The organism is Ensifer adhaerens, from assembly GCF_001270265.1.
In the GTDB taxonomy this organism is placed as follows: Bacteria; Pseudomonadota; Alphaproteobacteria; order Rhizobiales; family Rhizobiaceae; genus Ensifer; species Ensifer adhaerens_B.
Map to the genome: position 1 here is coordinate 42,359 of NZ_LGAP01000022.1, position 15,804 is coordinate 58,162.

The following is a 15,804-nucleotide window of genomic DNA, read 5'->3' on the forward strand; positions in this document are numbered from 1 at the left end:
CGGAAGAACAAAACTTAGTGCGCTTTGCGGCGAAAATGAAGGCTGACGGTTGCAAACGTCAAATGGCCGTGGTCGCCGCGCGCATTCTGGTGACATTGCTGTCGTGAACCTCCTCATAGGGCTCGAAATAGAGGATCGAGCCGGCGGTGATCTCATCGGCGGCAAAGTCCTTGAGTGGCCCGATCGCGGTTTCGCCCGCGGCCGCGTCCAGCAAACGGTCGAGATAGCTTCGGTTCGCGTCGATCAGATCCGTCCCGTAGCCACCCGTAGCAATACGCTCGCGATCGCCGTGGCTCGGCAATATGCGCGCGATCGGCCAGTCGCGCAGGCGCTTGAGTTCGGCGATATGCGTGGCGACATGCTCTGCTTCGGCGATAAAGGTGGCGCAGTCTTCCACCGTGTCGCCGGCCAGCAGCAGTTTTTCCTCCGGCAGCCAGAGGACATTGCCATCGGCGCTGTGAATGGCGAAATGATGCAGTTCCACCTTCCGCTGCCCGACCTTCAGCTCAAGCCTGTTTTCAAACAGGCGGTTGGGCATGACGAGCGGATGGATCGGCGGCGTCGCCGTTTCGATCTTCTCGCGGTTCTCTGTGAGCCGTGCCGCCGTCAACGCCAATGCGATGATCTCGCAATCGGCAAAGGCCGCGTTTCCCGCCACGTGGTCCTTGTGCCAATGGCTGAGCACGACCCGGATCGAGGTCACGCCGAGGCTTTCGAGGTGAGCGCGGATGGCTTCTGCATGGGGCACGGAGATGTGGGTGTCGTAGACGAGCGCGTCACCGCCATCGACGATCGCATAGGACGCGACGCCCAGCGCATAGGCGCCATCGTCCAGCCAGTTTGGTCCGTCGGAGTGCAGCCGGGTCCCGGCGATCCGCCCGTCGTAATAGGCGAAGATGCCGGGGTAGGGCTGCAATATCGTCAGGGTCGACGTCATATCAGGCACGGGCACTTCTCCTCCGGCAGGTTTGCACCCGTCATAGGACGGCGCGCACCGAAAAAGAAGGCCCGGCGCTCGACGCCACTCCGCCCTATTGCGCGCGCAGCAGATAGGCGTCGTGGTGCTTCAGGAAGGCCATCAAACGCTCACCGTAATCCGCGGCCACCGCTTTCCTGACGCTCGGCCGTTCCGCCAGGGCTTGCCGCCACGCGGAAACGCGGGCAAGGCCGTTGAAGATCCCGTGGTTGGCCAGTGTGTCGAAAAGGTCGAAATAGCGGAAGATCGGCGCAAAGACTGCATCCACCAGGGAGAAGTCCGCTCCGGCGAAATAGGGGCCGTCGCCGAGCACGGTTTCGACCGTTGCAAATTTCACCGCGATCGCCTGGCGCTTCTGCGCGAACGTGGCGGCATCCGCGGCGGTCTCAAAACCCCAGAGGTCAGAGAGGATTGATGAGCCGTATTCCATCCAGCCGCGGTGGCGCGCCCGTTCCAAGGCGTCAGCCGGATGCAGTCTCGCACCGGCCTGCGTCTCCTCGAGGTACTCGCAGATCACTGAGCTTTCGAACAGCACTGCCTCACCCGTCTCCTGCGGGATCTGCAGCAATGGCACCTTGCCGAGCGGCGAAATTTTCAGGAACCAGTCCGGCTTGGCGGCGAGATCGATGTTGACGCGATCGAAGGCGACGCCTTTTTCGGCAAGCGCGATGGCGGCCCGCTGCACATAGGGGCAGAGATGATGGCTGATCAAGGTGAGGGTACTGCTCATGGGCGATCTCCGGTGCGGTTTAAAGTAGATGCATTTACATGTATGTATGCTTGCCAATGGTTTCAAGATCGATGTAATTGCATCTATGAACGATTTTTCCGAGAATGCAGAGCCGCGCCCGACCCCGGCTGTCACCCAGGCCTGGATCGGCCTCATGCGCGCGCAGCGGCGCGTGCTTTCGGCGATCGAAGCCGACTTCAAGAAGGCCGGTCTGCCGCCGCTCGGCTGGTATGACGTGCTCTGGGAACTGGTGCAGGCCGCGGACGGCAAGCTGCGCCCCTTCGAGATCGAGTCCCGCACTTTGCTTGCCCAGTACAATCTCTCGCGCTTGATCGATCGGCTCGAACGGGAAGGGCTGGTCCGGCGCGAGGCATTTGATGCGGATGGGCGCGGACGCTGGGTGGTCATCACCGACAAGGGGCGCGCGATGCGCGCGCGCATGTGGCAAGTCTATTCCAGCTCGATCGAGGCTCACGTCGGCGCGAAACTGAGTGCGGACGACGCGCAGCAATTGGCGAGCCTACTCACCAAGCTCCGGTAGAACTCTAGCTGTCGAGGCCGAAGGATTTCTCCAGCGCCTCCCAGGTTTCATCCATCGCGAAGGTCGAGGAGAGATAGGGCAGCGCCACATGCCCGTAGATCGGCGATAGCTGCCATTCGGCCGTTTCTTCATCCACGCCCGCAATCTGCTGCAGGTAGATCGTCGAGACCAGGCCGGTCCGGTCGGCACCGGCCTTGCAATGGATCAGAAGCGGCTTCGGAGCGTCGCGCAGGATCGCCATCAGCGCTTCCGTTTCCTTCAGGCTGATGGCTGAAGACGGCGACATCGGGAAATTGATGAGGCGGATGCCGTTGCGCTCGGCGGCCGCCGCTTCGTCGCGATACCAGCGCGCATCGCTGTGTTCGCCGCGCAGGTTGAGGATGGTGCGGATGCCGTAGGCCTTGGAATAGGCGGCGATCGAACTCGAGCTCGGCTGCGCCGACCGGTAGACTTCGCCGGCAACGAGCGTGTGGAAATTGCCGGTCCATTGCAGCGCCGTCAGGTAAAGCACGGCTGCTGACGCGACGACCGCGATCGCAATGGTGAGGCGGCGGGCGAAGCGCTTCGAGCGCAGGATCAATCCGGACAACATGGACAGCTTTCAAAGACCTCGAGAATTTGAGGTCTAGCGGGCGTCCATGATGTTTTGATGGCGAGCGTCAGGCGATCAGCGGCGCCGCCACGGCCTTCAGCGCAGCCCTTGCGTCGCCGGGCGCAAGCCGCACCTGAAGGCCGCGCTGGCCGCCGTTGATGTAGACCTGCGCTTCAGCAAGGGCAGCCTCTTCGATCGCGGTCGGCACCAGCTTCTTCTGTCCGAACGGACTGATGCCGCCGACATGATACCCGGTCAGACGTTCGACATCGACCGGCTTCATCATCGCTGCCGACTTGCCGCCGAAGGCTGCGGCCAGTTTCTTCATGCTGACTTCGCGATCGGACGGCACGACGCAGCAGACCGGCTTGCCGTCGACCTCGGCCATCAGCGTCTTCAGCACCCGGCTCGGATCCTCGCCGAGCGCTTCCGCCGCCTGCAGGCCAACGCGTTCGGCGTTCGGGTCGTAGTCGTAGGTGTGGACGGTGAAGGCAACGCCGGCCTTGGCAAGTGTCTGCGTCGCGCGGGTGGTCTTGGACATCGTGCCGCTCCAGGCGTCAGGCGTTCGCCTTGTCGAACAGGGTTTCGTAGAGGTCCGGTTTGAAGCCGATCAGCAGATTGCCGTTGGCCTCGAGCACCGGGCGCTTGATCATCGAGGGTTGCGCCAGCATCAGCGCGATCGCCTTGTCGGCATCGAGGTTCTGTTTGTCGGCATCGGCCAGGTTGCGAAAGGTGGTGCCGGCGCGGTTGAGCACGATCTCCCAGCCTGCCTCCTTGCACCAGCGATCGAGATGGGCGCGATCGATCCCTTCGGCCTTGTAGTCGTGGAAGCGATAGGCAATGCCCTGGCCTTCGAGCCAGGTGCGCGCCTTCTTCATCGTGTCGCAACTCTTGATGCCGTAGATCGTGACCGTCATTCCCATGCCTTTCCTGCCTCGCGGCAAATTCGTGCTGGGAGTGATAGCCTCCCTCTCAGAGAGAGGGAAGACCTTGCCGGTGTCTCAGGTCACGCCGGCGTAGCGCCCCGGCTTGTGGTTGATGGCAAGCGTCATGTTGACGACGGCAGCACCGACCACCGAGAGAACGAGGTTGGCCGGAGGCAGCACGAAGAAGGCGGCTGCAAGGATCGCAAGATCCACGGCAAGCTGGAAATAACCGGCGCGGATGCCGAACTTCTCCTGCAGATAGATCGCCAGAATGTTGATGCCGCCAAGCCCGGTGCGGTGGCGAAAGAGGATCAGCAGGCCGGTGCCCATCAGCCCGCCGCCGACAACGGTCGCGTAGATCGGCTCCAGCCTGGCGAATTCCACCCATCCTGCCGTCAACTTCGAAAACAGCGCCACCAGGGTGACCGCAAGGAAGGTGCGCAGCGCAAACATCCAACCGAGCCGTTTGATCGCCAGCACATAGAACGGCAGATTGATCAGCGAGAACACCAGCCAGAATTGCGCGCCGGTCGCATATTGCAAGAGAAGCGCAAGGCCGGAGGTGCTGCCCGTCAGCAGCATCGCCTTGCTGTAGATGATGACGCCGAGCGACATGATCAGCGTGCCCGTCAGGATCGCCAGCGCATCCTCATAGAGGCGGTGGCGCTCGGCGGGCACTTCCGTTGCATCGATCATTCGCTCGGCCTTCATTTCTTTTCAGTCCCTAGAGGTTCTTGAACTTGCCGATGACGTCATCGACTTCGGCCGTCTTCAGTCCGGCAATATTGATGCGACCGGATCCCGGCATGTAGATGCCGTGCTCGTTCCTGAGCCGCATGACATCCGCTTCCGAAAGCGGCAACAGCGAGAACATGCCCTCCTGGCCGGCGATGGCGCCGAGCGCCTGCCAGCGGTCCCGCAAGCCTTCGGCAAGCGAGCGGCGAATGCCTGATATGCGCTGGCGCATCGTTTCGAGTTCTTCTCTCCAGTCGTGCGCCAGTTCGGCATCCGACAGGATGGTGCGCACGATGGCAGCACCGTGATCCGGCGGCATCGAGTAGCTGGTGCGCGCCAGCCCGGCGAGGTTGGAGCGGACCGTGTCGGCCGACGCGGATGAGGTGGTCACGGCAAAGATGGCGCCGGTGCGCTCGCGGTAGAGCCCGAACGACTTCGAGCAGGACACGGCAATCAGGGTTTCCGGCACGATGCCGATGAGGTGGCGAAGGCCGGCAACGTCCTCGTCCAGTCCACGGCCGAAGCCCTGATAGGCAAGGTCGATCAGCGGCAGCAGGCCGCGTTCGGCGACGAGCGCGGCGATCTCCAGCCACTGTGCCTCGGTGATCACGCCACCCGTCGGATTGTGGCAGCCGGCATGCAGCAGCACGGCATCGCCGGCGGAAGCACCTTCGAGCGCGCTCATCAGATTGTCGAACAGCACGGTCTGGGACGGCACGTCGAAGAACGGATAGCCGGCTGTCTCAAGGCCCGCTGCCTTGAAGATGCTGGCATGGTTCGGCCAGCTCGGCAGTCCGATCCAGATGCGCTTGCCGCCCATCTGGCGGATGAGGTCGGCCGCAAGCCGGAGCGCGCCGGAGCCGCCCGGCGTCTGCACACCGGCAAGATGGCTTCGGTTGACCGTGTCGCCGCCGACCAACGTCCAGAGATGATCGACGAAGACGAGGTCGCCTTCGGGGCCGACATAGGCCTTGCTGTCCTGCGTTTCGAGAAGCCGCTTTTCCGCTTCCTTGACCGCGCGGAAGATCGGCGTGTGGCCGGTTTCGTCACGATAGACGCCGACCCCGAGATCGACCTTTCCAGGGCGCTCATCCTTGCGATAGAGCCCGATCAGGGCCAACAACGGATCGTCGGGTTGGCGGGTCAGAGCGTCGAACATGCCGGAATTCCCCCTTGGCAGTGACAGAGTAGCGATCAGCGGTCGAGAAGGTCGTGCCGGTAGCACCTTCCGACCGCTCGACAGGCTTCTTCATTAAGGCAACGATCGCGCAAAATCGACGCCGCATTTGCCACGGAGACAATATTCGCATAGATGGAATTGCGTCGATCGATGCATTTCTTTTGCTGATTTGCTCAGATCGTGGAAAATGCGAGGGGAGGGCTGTCCCGTGGCCGAGCGTGGAGCGACCGAAATCGATGCGATCGACAGGCGGATTATTCGGCTGCTTGTCGAAGATGCGTCGCGAAGCAACAATGAGCTTGCCGCACGGGTCGGCCTATCGCCGGCACCGCTTTCGCGCCGGCTGGCACGGCTCTATTCGGCAGGCGTTATCCGGCAAACGGTCGTCGTCGACCCGAAGGCGGCGGGCGTCGGCCTTCAAGCCTTTCTTGAAGTCACGCTGGAGCGAACCGCAAGCAAGGTAGGACAACGCTTTATCGAGTTGGTGTCGCGCATGCCCGAGGTGGTGGAGTGTCACACCGTCGCCGGCGATTTCGACTTCCTGCTGAAGATCGCGGTGCGCGATGTCGCCGACTACAAGCGGCTGCTGTGGAGCGAGTTCGAGCAGATCGGCGAGATCAAGACGCTGCGCTCGACCATCCTGCTCGACAGTCCGAAGATGACCGCCACGATGGCGCCGTGAAGACCGGAACGCCCTGCGGACGTTCCGGATAAAAGCCACGGTGCGGGCTTTCTAAGCTTCCAGTGGCCCCGGCTTGCGTGCGGCGCTGGAAGCGGTTGCGCAGGCAATCTTCATCAGGTCCGAGCGGCGACGGGCGAGCCTTGTCGATACCCGGGTAACGATCAGCCCATCTTGCGGCGCGCGAACTTCGATGGCGCCATCCGGTTGTCCGGGGCGGTTGAGGATCGTCACCAGCAGATCACCCGCCTTCACCTTGTCACCGATATCGCGGTGGAAGAGAATGGCGCCGGGCGCCGGTGCGCGGAGCATTTCGATGTTGTCGAGCGGCGCGACGATGCCACTGAAGGCGGGAAGTGCTGCCCTGTCGCCGGCGACAACGCCGCGCGCAGCGAGGAAGCGCAACAGGCCTTCGGCGTCCTTGCGTGCTATATCGGGATAGACGTCGCGTGTGCCGCGAAGCTCGACCGTGACGGAGAGTCGCCCGGGCAGTTGCGTCTTCTTCTGCCCCGCCGTCTCATACTTCCAGGCGTAGGCGACGGCCTCTTCGAAGGCGGAGCTTTCGCCATCGGAAAGAAACACCGCTTCCATGTCGAGCGCCGCGGCGAGGTCGGCGGCTTCCGGCCAGAAGGCGTCATCGATATAGGCATATTGCAGCGCTTCGTCGTCGCAGTGCAGGTCGAGCATCAGCTCGGAGCCGAGCGCCATATGCAGCAATTGCCGCTTCAGGCGATCCGTCGCCGAGTAGCGATCGAGATCGGTCAGAAGGCTATCGCGTTCGCCGAGTGCGATCAGCGGAAAGTCGCGGTTGAAATTGGTGCGCGAACCGAGATCGAAACGGCCCTGCAGTTCGCCGAAATGCGATTGCGCAGTGCCGATGGGGTTTGCCTGCGGCACGACGGTGATGTCGCCGAGAATAGCGCCGTTCTTCTCTGCCTCGGCCAGCATCTGCAGGAGGAAATGGGCAAGCGCCGTACCGGGCAGTTCGTTGGCGTGCAGCGCTGCCTGGATATAGGTCTTCGGCGCGTCGGGGCTCTTGCCCTTGAAACGGAAGACCGGCAGTCGCCATTCGATGCCTGCGGTGTCGCCGGCGATGATGATTTCCGAGATGTCCATGGTCTCCCCGCTTGTCTCGTGTCGAAGGCTTATCGGCATTCCCGATAGCGTCTGCAAGTGGCTAGAAACGGGGAGCACTTCCTGGGCAGCGACCGAGCAAGGCTTTGACTTTCACCGCGTAACCGTTGTCTTCTGGCGGCATTCGCACCAGATGGGAACCCGCGCATGATCCTGATCGGCCAATATGATTCTCCCTTCGTCCGCCGCGTCGGCATCGCGCTCACCCTCTACGGCATCGAGTTCGAGCATCGCCCCTGGTCTTCCTTCGGCGATGCTGACAGGCTTCGCTCCTACAACCCGCTGACACGCGTGCCGACGCTGGTGCTGGACGATGGTACCGCGTTGATCGATAGCCACATCATTCTCGATTATCTCGACGGGCTTGTTCCCGATGATCGCGCGATGTTTCCAAGGTCCGAACCTGCCCGGCACCGGGCGCTGAAGATTGCTGCCCTCGCAACAGGGCTCGGCGACAAGGCCGTCAGCCTTTTCTACGAGAAACGCCTGCACGGCGAAGTCTCGGCCCTCTGGGTCGATCGCTGCCGCAGCCAGATCGAAGCGACGCTTGCCGTCCTGGAGGCCGGCCGGTCGGAGGGCGCTTCGGAGTTCTGGTTCGGGGAGCGCATTGGCCATGCCGATATCGCCGTGGCGGTGGTGCTGCGTTTCCTGTGCGAGGTCCATCCCGAACTGATCGCGATTTCCAGCTATCCCGCCTTGCGGGCGCACGGGGAAAGGATGGAGGCACTGACCGTGTTCCAGACGATCAGTCAGCCCTTCATCCCTCCGACCTGAGGTCCAACCGGGGCTTGACGGCGGTCGCGCCGCGGCCAGCTACGACGCGCAAAGAGCCGGCGCAAAAACCTTGCGCCCGACGCCCCAAATCACTCTGTATCGAGAAAACTGCGGATTGCCTTCACCGTCGCCTCGAGGCCTCCGGTTTACGCCCGCCTTGAAAGCGGCCAGCGCCGGAGAACCTTGGTTTCGCCCAAGCCCTTGCGGGTGTGAACCAGTGCAAAGTCAAGCGCCGTCCAGGTGATGGGCGTCCGCAGGTCCGTGTAGGGCGCGGAGCGATCGCCGTAATAAAGCGTCATGTGCGGAACGACTTCGCCTTTTAGAGTCTTGCCGTCGGAAAGCTGGATCATCAGGTCATCGAGCAGTTCGTTTCCGTTTCCGCACGTCAATGTCCTCGGGTATTGACGACCCTGGTCGATACTGACGAGCCGATCGAACCGGATGTCGAACGATGCCGCGTCGACGCATGCGCCGAGGCGCATGGCGTAGCGGATGGCCTCATCCGGCAGTCCAGGCTCCTTCCACACCCGGTGGAGAGAGACGTGCAGTCGGTCGGGATCGTAGATCTCGCCCGCAGCCCCGTGCCTCTCCTGATCGTCTGCCGCCAAGCGCAAAGCCGTGTCGGCGGCGGCAGCGTCAGGAAGTATGGCGAAGTAGAGCAGGTCGATCGGCCGGCGTGGCGGCGGCGACCCCAGGTCCAAAGAAAACTGATCGATCGGCATGCGACCCTCCATCAACAGCAAGTCGATTGGTTGCTTCACCGCACATCGTTTTTTTCTTTGATCGTTAGCAGATGGGGATGCCGGGAGGGCACGCCCAGGTGCTGCCTCGAAAAACCTCCGATGTCCTTCCCCGGGGCCGTTACACCGGCGGCATCTTGTCAAACATCGGCAGCGACGGGTTGAGGCGATCCCAGGGATAGCCGCGTGATCCATAGGTGACGGCGTCCGGCTTGTAGCGGCTCGGATCGTCGAGGCTCGCCGCGCGCACAGTGAAGACGTCGGGCATTGCGGCAAAGGTCATATAGACCGGCGAACCGCAGGTGGGGCAAAAGGCCCGCGTTTTGACATTGCCGCTGTCGGCGACCATGTCCCAGAGCGTCGCCTTGCCTTCGAGCTTCACCCCGTCTCGCCTGAAGCTCAGGTGCGATCCGTGCCCGGTGCCGCTCTCGCGCTGGCAGTCGCGACACTGACAATCGTTCGAGAAAATCGGTTCTCCTGAGATCTCGTAACGGATCGCGCCGCAGGCGCATCCTCCGATATAGGCCTTGCTCATCTCATTCCTCCTGGGTTGGGTACGGGGAAGCAGGCGTGCGGCAGCAATCGGCGCCGCCCGCCGTTCTCTTCCATTGCAATTTTTTTGGCCGGCTCAGCCGATCGGCGCGCGTGACGATCTGACGTCATACCGGTTCAGCCTGCAAACTGCGTCGCAGTCTGCGCGGCGCGATCAGCCCTGTTCGTCGGTCACGGCGCCGATCTGCGACAGGACCTTCTTCCAGCCCTGGCTCATGTTCTTGAAAGCTGTGTCGTTCTTCGGCGTCATGAATCCGGAATGGACAAGGCGAAGGCGGGTTCCGTTGTCGACCTTGGAAAGCGCCCATGTGACGACCGTGTCGAGGCGCGAACCATAGCCGGCGTTACCTTCGTGCCCACCCTTCCAGGCATAGACGAACCGTTCGTTCGGCAGCACTTCCAACACTTGGCAATGGATGACACCGTCCCATTCGCCGGCCGGCGTCGTTTGAAAGGTGAAGCGATTGCCCTCGACCGGCTCGAAGCCTGTCGGAGCCATGATCCAGCGACTCATCAAGGCGCCGCTCGTCAGCGTCTTCCAGATCGTCTCCGGGGCATGGGGGAAGACCTCGTCGACCACGATGTCCTGCGTATGGGGCTGCAACACGACTTCATTCATGGATCGATCTCCTTCAAGAGAGTGCGGAGGTTTGCAAACCGTTCGCGCCAGAAGGCGCCGTAATGGCTCATCCAGTCGACCAGCGGCTCGAGGCCCTCGGGCTCAGCGCGGTAGTAGACGTTGCGGCCTTCGGGGCGCTCTGTGACGAGACCCGCCTGCTTCAACGACTTGAGGTGCTGCGAAATGGCGCCCTGCGTCACGCCGCTGCCGCGCGTCAGCTCGACCACCGTGATTTCGTCGGCATTGGCGATGCGCTCGAACACGGCACGCCGGGTCGGATCGGCAAGGGCGCGCATGATGGCGGTAATGGGTGCGGCTTCAATCATGATCAAATGATTAGTGCATACTGATTGATTAGTCAATACTATTGTTTTTGGTGGTGTGGGACCGAGGTGAACCGAAGTGGCGGGCGGACTTCGGAAACGCAAAAGGGGCATGCCTCGGCACGCCCCTTGAGGGTTTTCGACGGCCATTCCGCAAACGCACAAGGGCGTCTGCCGCGCCTGTCGCTAGCGGATTGCGGTTGCCTGCGACCAGACGACCATCCATCGGTCGTCGCGATACTCGTATGCATCGGTGTGCCAGTAGTCGCTGCGGGGGACGTTGTGTCCGTCGAAGACGACCTCGAGCTGGGCGCGATAGCGGATGACCGCTGACCCTTCATAGAGGCGGACGGCAATATCGGCAGGCTCCCAGGCCTGATACTTGATCCGGCCGGCCGCGATTGCCCCCAGATACTCGTCTCGTGAAAGGGATACGCCGATCGGTGTTATCAACTGGAAGTCGGGAGCGTGAAACTGGCGTGCTAACGCGACATCGGCGCTGACCAGGGCGCGAAGCCGGGCGCGCTCCGTTTCGCGCAGAACGTTGGCCTCATGCATCTGTCGTGCGGTGTCGGTTGCTGCTTGCGTCATGGGTATTCTCCGTCTGAAGGGATGAGAGATCGTTTGATCTCCATATGTCGTGAACGTTTGCCGCTAGGGGTTGATCTTATCTGCCGACGGAAACGGCGGGCACCAATCCCAAGGCAATGAGGCTTCTTGCGCTGGCGCAGATGCACTCCTCCTCCGGGCGTGAGTGCCAGTTCAGCAGGCGCCTGGCTTTCGACGCGTCCACGCTCAGGTCGCGGTTAAGCTCGTGAACGATAGTGCGGGCGTTGGGATCGGTTGATGCCATCGTCCTGATGATCTCGTCCGGGACTTCGCCGACCGGCAGTTGCGCGGCATGCTCGGAAAAGGTGCGGGCAAGGAGAACCACCAGCTCCTTGAGCCAGAAAAATCGACCGCCGACGATGAAGCGGTGACCGCCGGCATCAGGATTGGTCATCGCCCTGATATGGGCATCGGCGACGTCGCGCACGTCCACGACCGAAAAGCCGAAGCGCGGGATGCCTTCGAAGCGACCGGTCATCAGATGGTAGATCAATCCGACGGAGGTCCCGAAATCGCACCCGAGCAATGGGACGAGGATGACGCTCGGATTGATGACGGTGAGATCGAGGCCGGCCTCGTGTGCGAATGCCCAGGCGGCACGCTCGGTCAGAGTCTTGGACTTGTAGTAGGGCGTCGCCCGCGGGCTTTCGGGGTCGGTCCAGTTCTCTTCGGTAAAGGGCGCCTGCCCGTCGCCGTGGTTGGTGGCAGCAACCGATGAGGTAAGAACGACCCGCTCGACGTGTGCCCGGCGTGCGGCGCTGAGGACACGCAACGCGCCTTCGCGCGCCGTGTCAATCAATGCCCGCTCATTTTCGGGAAAGCCCGGAGGAAACGGCGATGCCGTGTGAATGACATAGCGGCACCCTTCGACGGCCTCACGCCAGCCATCATCTGCATCGAGATCGGCCTGCACGAAGCCCAGCCGCTGCAACTCGCCAGGCGCGTGCACGCCAAGCTGGCTTCGGACGGCCTCACACTTTCCCATGTTCCGCAGGCTGCCTCGAACCCGATAGCCCTGCTCCAGCAATTGCAAGGCGACATGGCCTGCGAGGAAACCGCCGATGCCCGTGACCAGCACGGTGTCATCCTGGTCCTTTGTTTCGGCAATGCGCATCAAGGTTCCTTCTGGCCATGCCGGAATAGCGGCCTTTCTTGAATTGGACAAATGGACTTTACATGTCTAGCTGTCTTTTTGACACTGTGGGCTCGAAGTGTCAATGTGTCTGCATGATATCGACTGAACAGAAAACGATGCACATCCTCGATGCCGCGTTGCCGGTGTTCGTGCGCTTTGGCTTTCGCAAGGCGACGATGGCCGACATTGCGCGCGCTGCCGGAATCTCGCGGGCCTCGCTCTATCTGAGCTTCAACAGCAAGGAAGACCTGTTTCGAGCCGGTTCGGCGCGCGCGCACCGGCAGACGATGGCCGAGGTCGAGGTGGCGCTGAAGGGGCAGGGGAGCGTCTTTGACCGCATTGAAGCGGCGATCGCCACCTTTCAGCGGGGACTGATCGCCCCCTTCGGCGGAAGTGCCGAAGCAAGGGAGCTGTTCGAGGTCAATATGGCGCTGGCCGCCGATATTACGCTGGAGACGCGGGAGCGGCTTCTCGATCTTTTGTCGCTGGCTTTGCACGAGGCTGCGGCCAAGGGGGAAATCGACCTTGGCGCTGTCGAAGCCCAACCCGCCAGCCTTGCCGGCATAATTCTCGCGGCGATGAGCGGCATCAAGGAAATGCGAGGGGCGGAGCCAGGCCTTGGAGACGACACAAGGCTGTTCATGCGGCTCTTGCGTGCGGCGGTGACGCCGCCTGGCTAGGCGAAAGCAATCACGCTATTTCTGTCTGAAGCTTGTGGACTCCGGCTGCCGGTGGCGCGGAAGTCCTTCTTGTCGTCAGTCGATTGCAGGCAGTCGTGGCGCGCCGGAGAGCGCGCCACGACCAGCCAAGATCATTCCCACTCGATCGTGCCGGGCGGCTTCGAGGTGACGTCGTAGACCACGCGGTTGATGCCACGGACCTCGTTGATGATGCGAGTCGCCGCGCGGCCGAGGAACTCCATGTCGTAGTGGTAGAAGTCCGCCGTCATGCCGTCGACCGAGGTGACGGCGCGCAGCGCACAGACGAACTCGTAGGTGCGGCCGTCGCCCATGACGCCGACCGTCTGGACCGGCAGCAGCACGGCAAACGCCTGCCAGATGGCGTCGTAGAGGCCGGCCTTGCGGATCTCGTCGAGATAGATCGCGTCGGCTTCGCGCAGGATCTCGAGCTTCTCGCGGCTGATGCCGCCCGGGCAACGGATGGCGAGGCCCGGTCCCGGGAAGGGATGGCGGCCGATGAAGCTGTCGGGCAGGCCGAGTTCGCGGCCGAGCACGCGGACTTCGTCCTTGAACAGCTCGCGCAGCGGCTCGACCAGCTGCATGTTCATGCGTTCAGGCAGGCCGCCGACATTGTGGTGCGACTTGATCGTCACCGACGGACCGCCGGTGAAGGAAACGCTTTCGATGACGTCGGGATAAAGCGTGCCCTGGGCGAGGAAATCCGCGCCGCCGAGCTTCTTCGCCTCTTCCTCGAACACCTCTATGAACAGGCGGCCGATGATCTTGCGCTTGGTTTCCGGATCGCTGACGCCTTCCAGTTCGCCGATGAAGCGGTCGGAGGCGTCGACGTGCAGCAGGTGCAGGTTGTAGTGCTCTTGGAACATCGAAACGACGTTCTTCGCCTCGTCCTTGCGCATCAGGCCATGGTCGACGAGGATGCAGGTCAGCTGGTCGCCGACCGCCTCGTGGATCAGGAGGGCCGCAACCGAGCTGTCGACGCCGCCCGAAAGCGCACAGATCACCTTCTTGTCGCCGACCTGTTTGCGGATCGCGTCCACCGCCTTGGCGCGGTAAGCCGACATCGACCAATCGCCCTTGATGCCGGCGATCTTGTGCACGAAGTTGGCGATCAGCTTGGCGCCATCAGGCGTGTGCACCACTTCCGGGTGGAACTGCACGGCATAGTACTTGCGCTTCTCGTCGGCGATGAAGGCGAACGGGGCGTTGGCCGAGGTGGCGACGACTTCGAAGCCTTCGGGGATCGCGGTGACGCGGTCGCCATGCGACATCCAGACTTGGTGGCGCGAGCCAAGGGACCAGACGCCGTCGAACAGTGCGCAGTCCTTTTCGACCTCGAGAAAGGCGCGGCCGAATTCGCGGTGGTGGCCGCTCTCGACCTTACCGCCGAGCTGGGCGCACATGGTCTGCTGGCCGTAACAGATGCCGAAGACCGGCAGACCGGAATCGAAGATCACCGACGGAGCGCGCGGCGAGCCGATGTCGAGGGTAGAGGCCGGGCTGCCGGAGAGGATGACGGCTTTCGGCTTCAGCCGCTGAAAACCTTCTTCCGCCGACTGGAACGGCACGATTTCGCAATAGACACCGGATTCGCGCACGCGCCGGGCGATGAGCTGCGTCACCTGGCTGCCGAAATCGACGATGAGAACGGTGTCGGGATGGGCTGTCTGGGTCATGTCGGGCCTTCAAACAAGCTTGATCATGGCGAGCCTTTAATGAAAGCCCGTCTTCTGCGCAACGATTAGATTGCACCCGGACAATCCCGGGCTTTCAGAGCCGGACTTCTCCGGTGCCGATCGCGGTCTCAAGCCTGTCGATGACGCCGGCGAGCTTTTCGTCGATGACGTGCAAATACTCTGTCCAGTCGCTCACGTGCTTGAGCTCGGCCTTGCCGTCGGAAATGCCGCGAAGCGCGATGAGCGGCACGCCGAAGGACTGGCAGGCGCGCAGCACAGCGTAGGTCTCCATCTCCACCATGTCGGCGTCGATGCCGTCATAGGCGATGCCGGAGATGATGTTGGCGCCGGTCGAAAGCCTGGCCTCCTTGATGCCGGGAATGCGGTGCGGCAGCGAAACGACGGCGGGAAGATCGAGAAACGGCGTCGCGCCTTTCTCGAAACCGAGCGCCGAGGCGTCCATGTCGCGGTAGCCGACCGATATCGCCTGATAGACTTCGGTCTGCTCGAGCTTGGCCGCACCCGCCGAACCGAGCGAGACAACGAGATCCGGGAGAGTGTCTTGGGCGGCAAGGCCCGCCAGCGTCTTCGTCAGGGTGACTGCGGCCTCGACCGGTCCGACGCCGGTCATCAGCGGCGCGATCCGCGCCTTCAGATGAGGGCCGTATTCGGCATCGACCGCCATGACATAGAGAACCGTGCGGCCGGCGACGTCCTTCATTTCAAAATTCATCCTTCGATACCCTCGCGTCCGCGGATCACCATCATCGTGCCGGTCATCGAGGCGATCAGCTTGGCCGGTCCGTCCGAGCGGATCGCGTAGCCGCGCCCGTCGGAGACGATGATCGTCGTGCCCGGCTTGGTGACTTCGCCACGAAACAGGAAGCGCTCGCCGCGTCCCGGCGACAGCAGGTTGACCTTGAATTCGATCGTCAGGATCGAGGCATCAGGGTCGATGACGGAATAGGCGGCATAGGTGCCGGCCGAATCGAGCGCCGCGGAGATCACGCCCGCATGCAGGAAACCGTGCTGCTGCGTCAGCTTCTCGTCGAAGGGCAGTTCGATTTCGACCGTGCCCTGCTCGACCAGCGTCAGTTCCGCGCCGATCGTCTCCATGGCCGCCTGTCGTGCGAAGCTTTCCCTGATGCGTCTGCGGAAATCTGGGGGATCGCTGTCGTCCATCAG

General features: G+C 62.5%; 21 protein-coding genes. 4 read left to right on the forward strand and 17 right to left on the reverse strand.

Annotation, left to right across the window (positions count from 1 at the left end):
* Nucleotides 1-58: 58 nt before the first annotated feature.
* Nucleotides 59-937: an MBL fold metallo-hydrolase gene (locus AC244_RS24730; protein WP_053251482.1), complete on the reverse strand. Its 879-nt coding sequence runs from the start codon at nucleotides 935-937 to the stop codon at nucleotides 59-61.
* Nucleotides 938-1,031: 94 nt separating this feature from the next.
* Nucleotides 1,032-1,706 carry a glutathione S-transferase family protein gene (locus tag AC244_RS24735; protein ID WP_053251483.1) on the reverse strand — a complete coding sequence of 225 codons (675 nt, stop codon included), beginning with the start codon at nucleotides 1,704-1,706 and terminating at the stop codon, nucleotides 1,032-1,034.
* Between the two features lie 85 nt (nucleotides 1,707-1,791).
* On the opposite strand from AC244_RS24735, the gene AC244_RS24740 reads away from it, so the two are divergent.
* Nucleotides 1,792-2,247, forward strand: a complete 456-nt coding sequence (locus AC244_RS24740) for a MarR family winged helix-turn-helix transcriptional regulator (protein ID WP_053251546.1) — start codon at nucleotides 1,792-1,794, stop codon at nucleotides 2,245-2,247.
* Between the two features lie 4 nt (nucleotides 2,248-2,251).
* Here the strand turns inward: AC244_RS24740 and AC244_RS24745 are convergent, their stop codons facing one another.
* From AC244_RS24745 to tatA, 5 genes are all read right to left on the reverse strand, one after another.
* Nucleotides 2,252-2,839: a dual specificity protein phosphatase family protein gene (locus AC244_RS24745; protein WP_152976089.1), complete on the reverse strand. Its 588-nt coding sequence runs from the start codon at nucleotides 2,837-2,839 to the stop codon at nucleotides 2,252-2,254.
* A gap of 67 nt (nucleotides 2,840-2,906) precedes the next feature.
* Nucleotides 2,907-3,380, reverse strand: a complete 474-nt coding sequence (gene ybaK / locus AC244_RS24750; protein ID WP_053251484.1) for a Cys-tRNA(Pro) deacylase — start codon at nucleotides 3,378-3,380, stop codon at nucleotides 2,907-2,909.
* Nucleotides 3,381-3,396: 16 nt separating this feature from the next.
* Nucleotides 3,397-3,756: an ArsC family reductase gene (locus tag AC244_RS24755; protein WP_053251485.1), complete on the reverse strand. Its 360-nt coding sequence runs from the start codon at nucleotides 3,754-3,756 to the stop codon at nucleotides 3,397-3,399.
* A gap of 84 nt (nucleotides 3,757-3,840) precedes the next feature.
* A complete protein-coding gene (locus AC244_RS24760) occupies nucleotides 3,841-4,461 on the reverse strand; it encodes a YitT family protein (protein WP_053251548.1) in 621 nt (206 codons plus the stop codon).
* 28 nt (nucleotides 4,462-4,489) lie between these two features.
* Nucleotides 4,490-5,659: a tyrosine aminotransferase gene (tatA, locus tag AC244_RS24765; protein ID WP_053251486.1), complete on the reverse strand. Its 1,170-nt coding sequence runs from the start codon at nucleotides 5,657-5,659 to the stop codon at nucleotides 4,490-4,492.
* A 229-nt stretch (nucleotides 5,660-5,888) separates the two neighbouring features.
* Here tatA and AC244_RS24770 point away from each other — a divergent pair, with 229 nt between their 5' ends.
* On the forward strand, nucleotides 5,889-6,362 hold the full coding sequence (locus AC244_RS24770) for an Lrp/AsnC family transcriptional regulator (RefSeq protein WP_234717026.1): 474 nt from the start codon (nucleotides 5,889-5,891) through the stop codon (nucleotides 6,360-6,362).
* A 51-nt stretch (nucleotides 6,363-6,413) separates the two neighbouring features.
* On the opposite strand, the gene AC244_RS24775 is transcribed toward AC244_RS24770, so the two are convergent.
* Entirely contained in the window at nucleotides 6,414-7,475 is a 1,062-nt protein-coding gene (locus tag AC244_RS24775) for a succinylglutamate desuccinylase/aspartoacylase domain-containing protein (protein WP_053251488.1), read from the reverse strand.
* A 165-nt stretch (nucleotides 7,476-7,640) separates the two neighbouring features.
* On the opposite strand from AC244_RS24775, the gene AC244_RS24780 reads away from it, so the two are divergent.
* Nucleotides 7,641-8,267 carry a glutathione S-transferase family protein gene (locus AC244_RS24780; RefSeq protein WP_053251489.1) on the forward strand — a complete coding sequence of 209 codons (627 nt, stop codon included), beginning with the start codon at nucleotides 7,641-7,643 and terminating at the stop codon, nucleotides 8,265-8,267.
* Between the two features lie 146 nt (nucleotides 8,268-8,413).
* Here AC244_RS24780 and AC244_RS24785 read toward each other — a convergent pair whose 3' ends face one another.
* From AC244_RS24785 to AC244_RS24810, 6 genes are all read right to left on the reverse strand, one after another.
* Nucleotides 8,414-8,989 carry a 2'-5' RNA ligase family protein gene (locus AC244_RS24785; protein ID WP_053251490.1) on the reverse strand — a complete coding sequence of 192 codons (576 nt, stop codon included), beginning with the start codon at nucleotides 8,987-8,989 and terminating at the stop codon, nucleotides 8,414-8,416.
* A 139-nt stretch (nucleotides 8,990-9,128) separates the two neighbouring features.
* Nucleotides 9,129-9,542: a GFA family protein gene (locus AC244_RS24790; protein WP_053251491.1), complete on the reverse strand. Its 414-nt coding sequence runs from the start codon at nucleotides 9,540-9,542 to the stop codon at nucleotides 9,129-9,131.
* Between the two features lie 171 nt (nucleotides 9,543-9,713).
* Nucleotides 9,714-10,178, reverse strand: coding sequence for an SRPBCC family protein (locus AC244_RS24795; protein WP_053251492.1), 465 nt, complete (start codon nucleotides 10,176-10,178; stop codon nucleotides 9,714-9,716).
* A complete protein-coding gene (locus AC244_RS24800) occupies nucleotides 10,175-10,504 on the reverse strand; it encodes an ArsR/SmtB family transcription factor (RefSeq protein ID WP_053251549.1) in 330 nt (109 codons plus the stop codon). Before AC244_RS24800 ends, AC244_RS24795 begins: the two co-directional genes overlap by 4 nt.
* Nucleotides 10,505-10,687: 183 nt before the next feature.
* Nucleotides 10,688-11,092: a nuclear transport factor 2 family protein gene (locus tag AC244_RS24805; protein WP_053251493.1), complete on the reverse strand. Its 405-nt coding sequence runs from the start codon at nucleotides 11,090-11,092 to the stop codon at nucleotides 10,688-10,690.
* A 76-nt stretch (nucleotides 11,093-11,168) separates the two neighbouring features.
* Nucleotides 11,169-12,224, reverse strand: a complete 1,056-nt coding sequence (locus AC244_RS24810; protein WP_053251494.1) for an SDR family oxidoreductase — start codon at nucleotides 12,222-12,224, stop codon at nucleotides 11,169-11,171.
* A 137-nt stretch (nucleotides 12,225-12,361) separates the two neighbouring features.
* On the opposite strand from AC244_RS24810, the gene AC244_RS24815 reads away from it, so the two are divergent.
* A complete protein-coding gene (locus AC244_RS24815; protein ID WP_234717027.1) occupies nucleotides 12,362-12,925 on the forward strand; it encodes a TetR/AcrR family transcriptional regulator in 564 nt (187 codons plus the stop codon).
* Between the two features lie 131 nt (nucleotides 12,926-13,056).
* On the opposite strand, the gene guaA is transcribed toward AC244_RS24815, so the two are convergent.
* The 3 genes from guaA to AC244_RS24830 form a co-directional block, all read right to left on the reverse strand.
* The gene (guaA, locus tag AC244_RS24820) at nucleotides 13,057-14,619 is read right to left on the reverse strand and encodes a glutamine-hydrolyzing GMP synthase (RefSeq protein WP_053251496.1); all 1,563 of its coding nucleotides are present in this window, start codon (nucleotides 14,617-14,619) and stop codon (nucleotides 13,057-13,059) included.
* A 94-nt stretch (nucleotides 14,620-14,713) separates the two neighbouring features.
* Nucleotides 14,714-15,352 (reverse strand): 5'-methylthioadenosine/S-adenosylhomocysteine nucleosidase, encoded by a 639-nt coding sequence (locus AC244_RS24825; RefSeq protein ID WP_053251497.1) that lies wholly within the window; start codon nucleotides 15,350-15,352, stop codon nucleotides 14,714-14,716.
* Entirely contained in the window at nucleotides 15,349-15,801 is a 453-nt protein-coding gene (locus AC244_RS24830) for a PaaI family thioesterase (protein ID WP_025425594.1), read from the reverse strand. Before AC244_RS24830 ends, AC244_RS24825 begins: the two co-directional genes overlap by 4 nt.
* Nucleotides 15,802-15,804 lie beyond the last annotated feature (3 nt).

Coding starts and splice junctions, on each gene's coding strand:
- AC244_RS24730 (WP_053251482.1), bottom strand. CDS start 937: ATGACGTCGACCCTGACGATATTGCAGCCCTACCCCGGCATCTTCGCC.
- AC244_RS24735 (WP_053251483.1), bottom strand. CDS start 1,706: ATGAGCAGTACCCTCACCTTGATCAGCCATCATCTCTGCCCCTATGTG.
- AC244_RS24740 (WP_053251546.1), top strand. CDS start 1,792: ATGAACGATTTTTCCGAGAATGCAGAGCCGCGCCCGACCCCGGCTGTC.
- AC244_RS24745 (WP_152976089.1), bottom strand. CDS start 2,839: ATGTTGTCCGGATTGATCCTGCGCTCGAAGCGCTTCGCCCGCCGCCTC.
- ybaK (WP_053251484.1), bottom strand. CDS start 3,380: ATGTCCAAGACCACCCGCGCGACGCAGACACTTGCCAAGGCCGGCGTT.
- AC244_RS24755 (WP_053251485.1), bottom strand. CDS start 3,756: ATGACGGTCACGATCTACGGCATCAAGAGTTGCGACACGATGAAGAAG.
- AC244_RS24760 (WP_053251548.1), bottom strand. CDS start 4,461: ATGATCGATGCAACGGAAGTGCCCGCCGAGCGCCACCGCCTCTATGAG.
- tatA (WP_053251486.1), bottom strand. CDS start 5,659: ATGTTCGACGCTCTGACCCGCCAACCCGACGATCCGTTGTTGGCCCTG.
- AC244_RS24775 (WP_053251488.1), bottom strand. CDS start 7,475: ATGGACATCTCGGAAATCATCATCGCCGGCGACACCGCAGGCATCGAA.
- AC244_RS24780 (WP_053251489.1), top strand. CDS start 7,641: ATGATCCTGATCGGCCAATATGATTCTCCCTTCGTCCGCCGCGTCGGC.
- AC244_RS24785 (WP_053251490.1), bottom strand. CDS start 8,989: ATGCCGATCGATCAGTTTTCTTTGGACCTGGGGTCGCCGCCGCCACGC.
- AC244_RS24790 (WP_053251491.1), bottom strand. CDS start 9,542: ATGAGCAAGGCCTATATCGGAGGATGCGCCTGCGGCGCGATCCGTTAC.
- AC244_RS24795 (WP_053251492.1), bottom strand. CDS start 10,178: ATGAATGAAGTCGTGTTGCAGCCCCATACGCAGGACATCGTGGTCGAC.
- AC244_RS24800 (WP_053251549.1), bottom strand. CDS start 10,504: ATGATTGAAGCCGCACCCATTACCGCCATCATGCGCGCCCTTGCCGAT.
- AC244_RS24805 (WP_053251493.1), bottom strand. CDS start 11,092: ATGACGCAAGCAGCAACCGACACCGCACGACAGATGCATGAGGCCAAC.
- AC244_RS24810 (WP_053251494.1), bottom strand. CDS start 12,224: ATGCGCATTGCCGAAACAAAGGACCAGGATGACACCGTGCTGGTCACG.
- AC244_RS24815 (WP_234717027.1), top strand. CDS start 12,362: ATGCACATCCTCGATGCCGCGTTGCCGGTGTTCGTGCGCTTTGGCTTT.
- guaA (WP_053251496.1), bottom strand. CDS start 14,619: ATGACCCAGACAGCCCATCCCGACACCGTTCTCATCGTCGATTTCGGC.
- AC244_RS24825 (WP_053251497.1), bottom strand. CDS start 15,352: ATGAATTTTGAAATGAAGGACGTCGCCGGCCGCACGGTTCTCTATGTC.
- AC244_RS24830 (WP_025425594.1), bottom strand. CDS start 15,801: ATGGACGACAGCGATCCCCCAGATTTCCGCAGACGCATCAGGGAAAGC.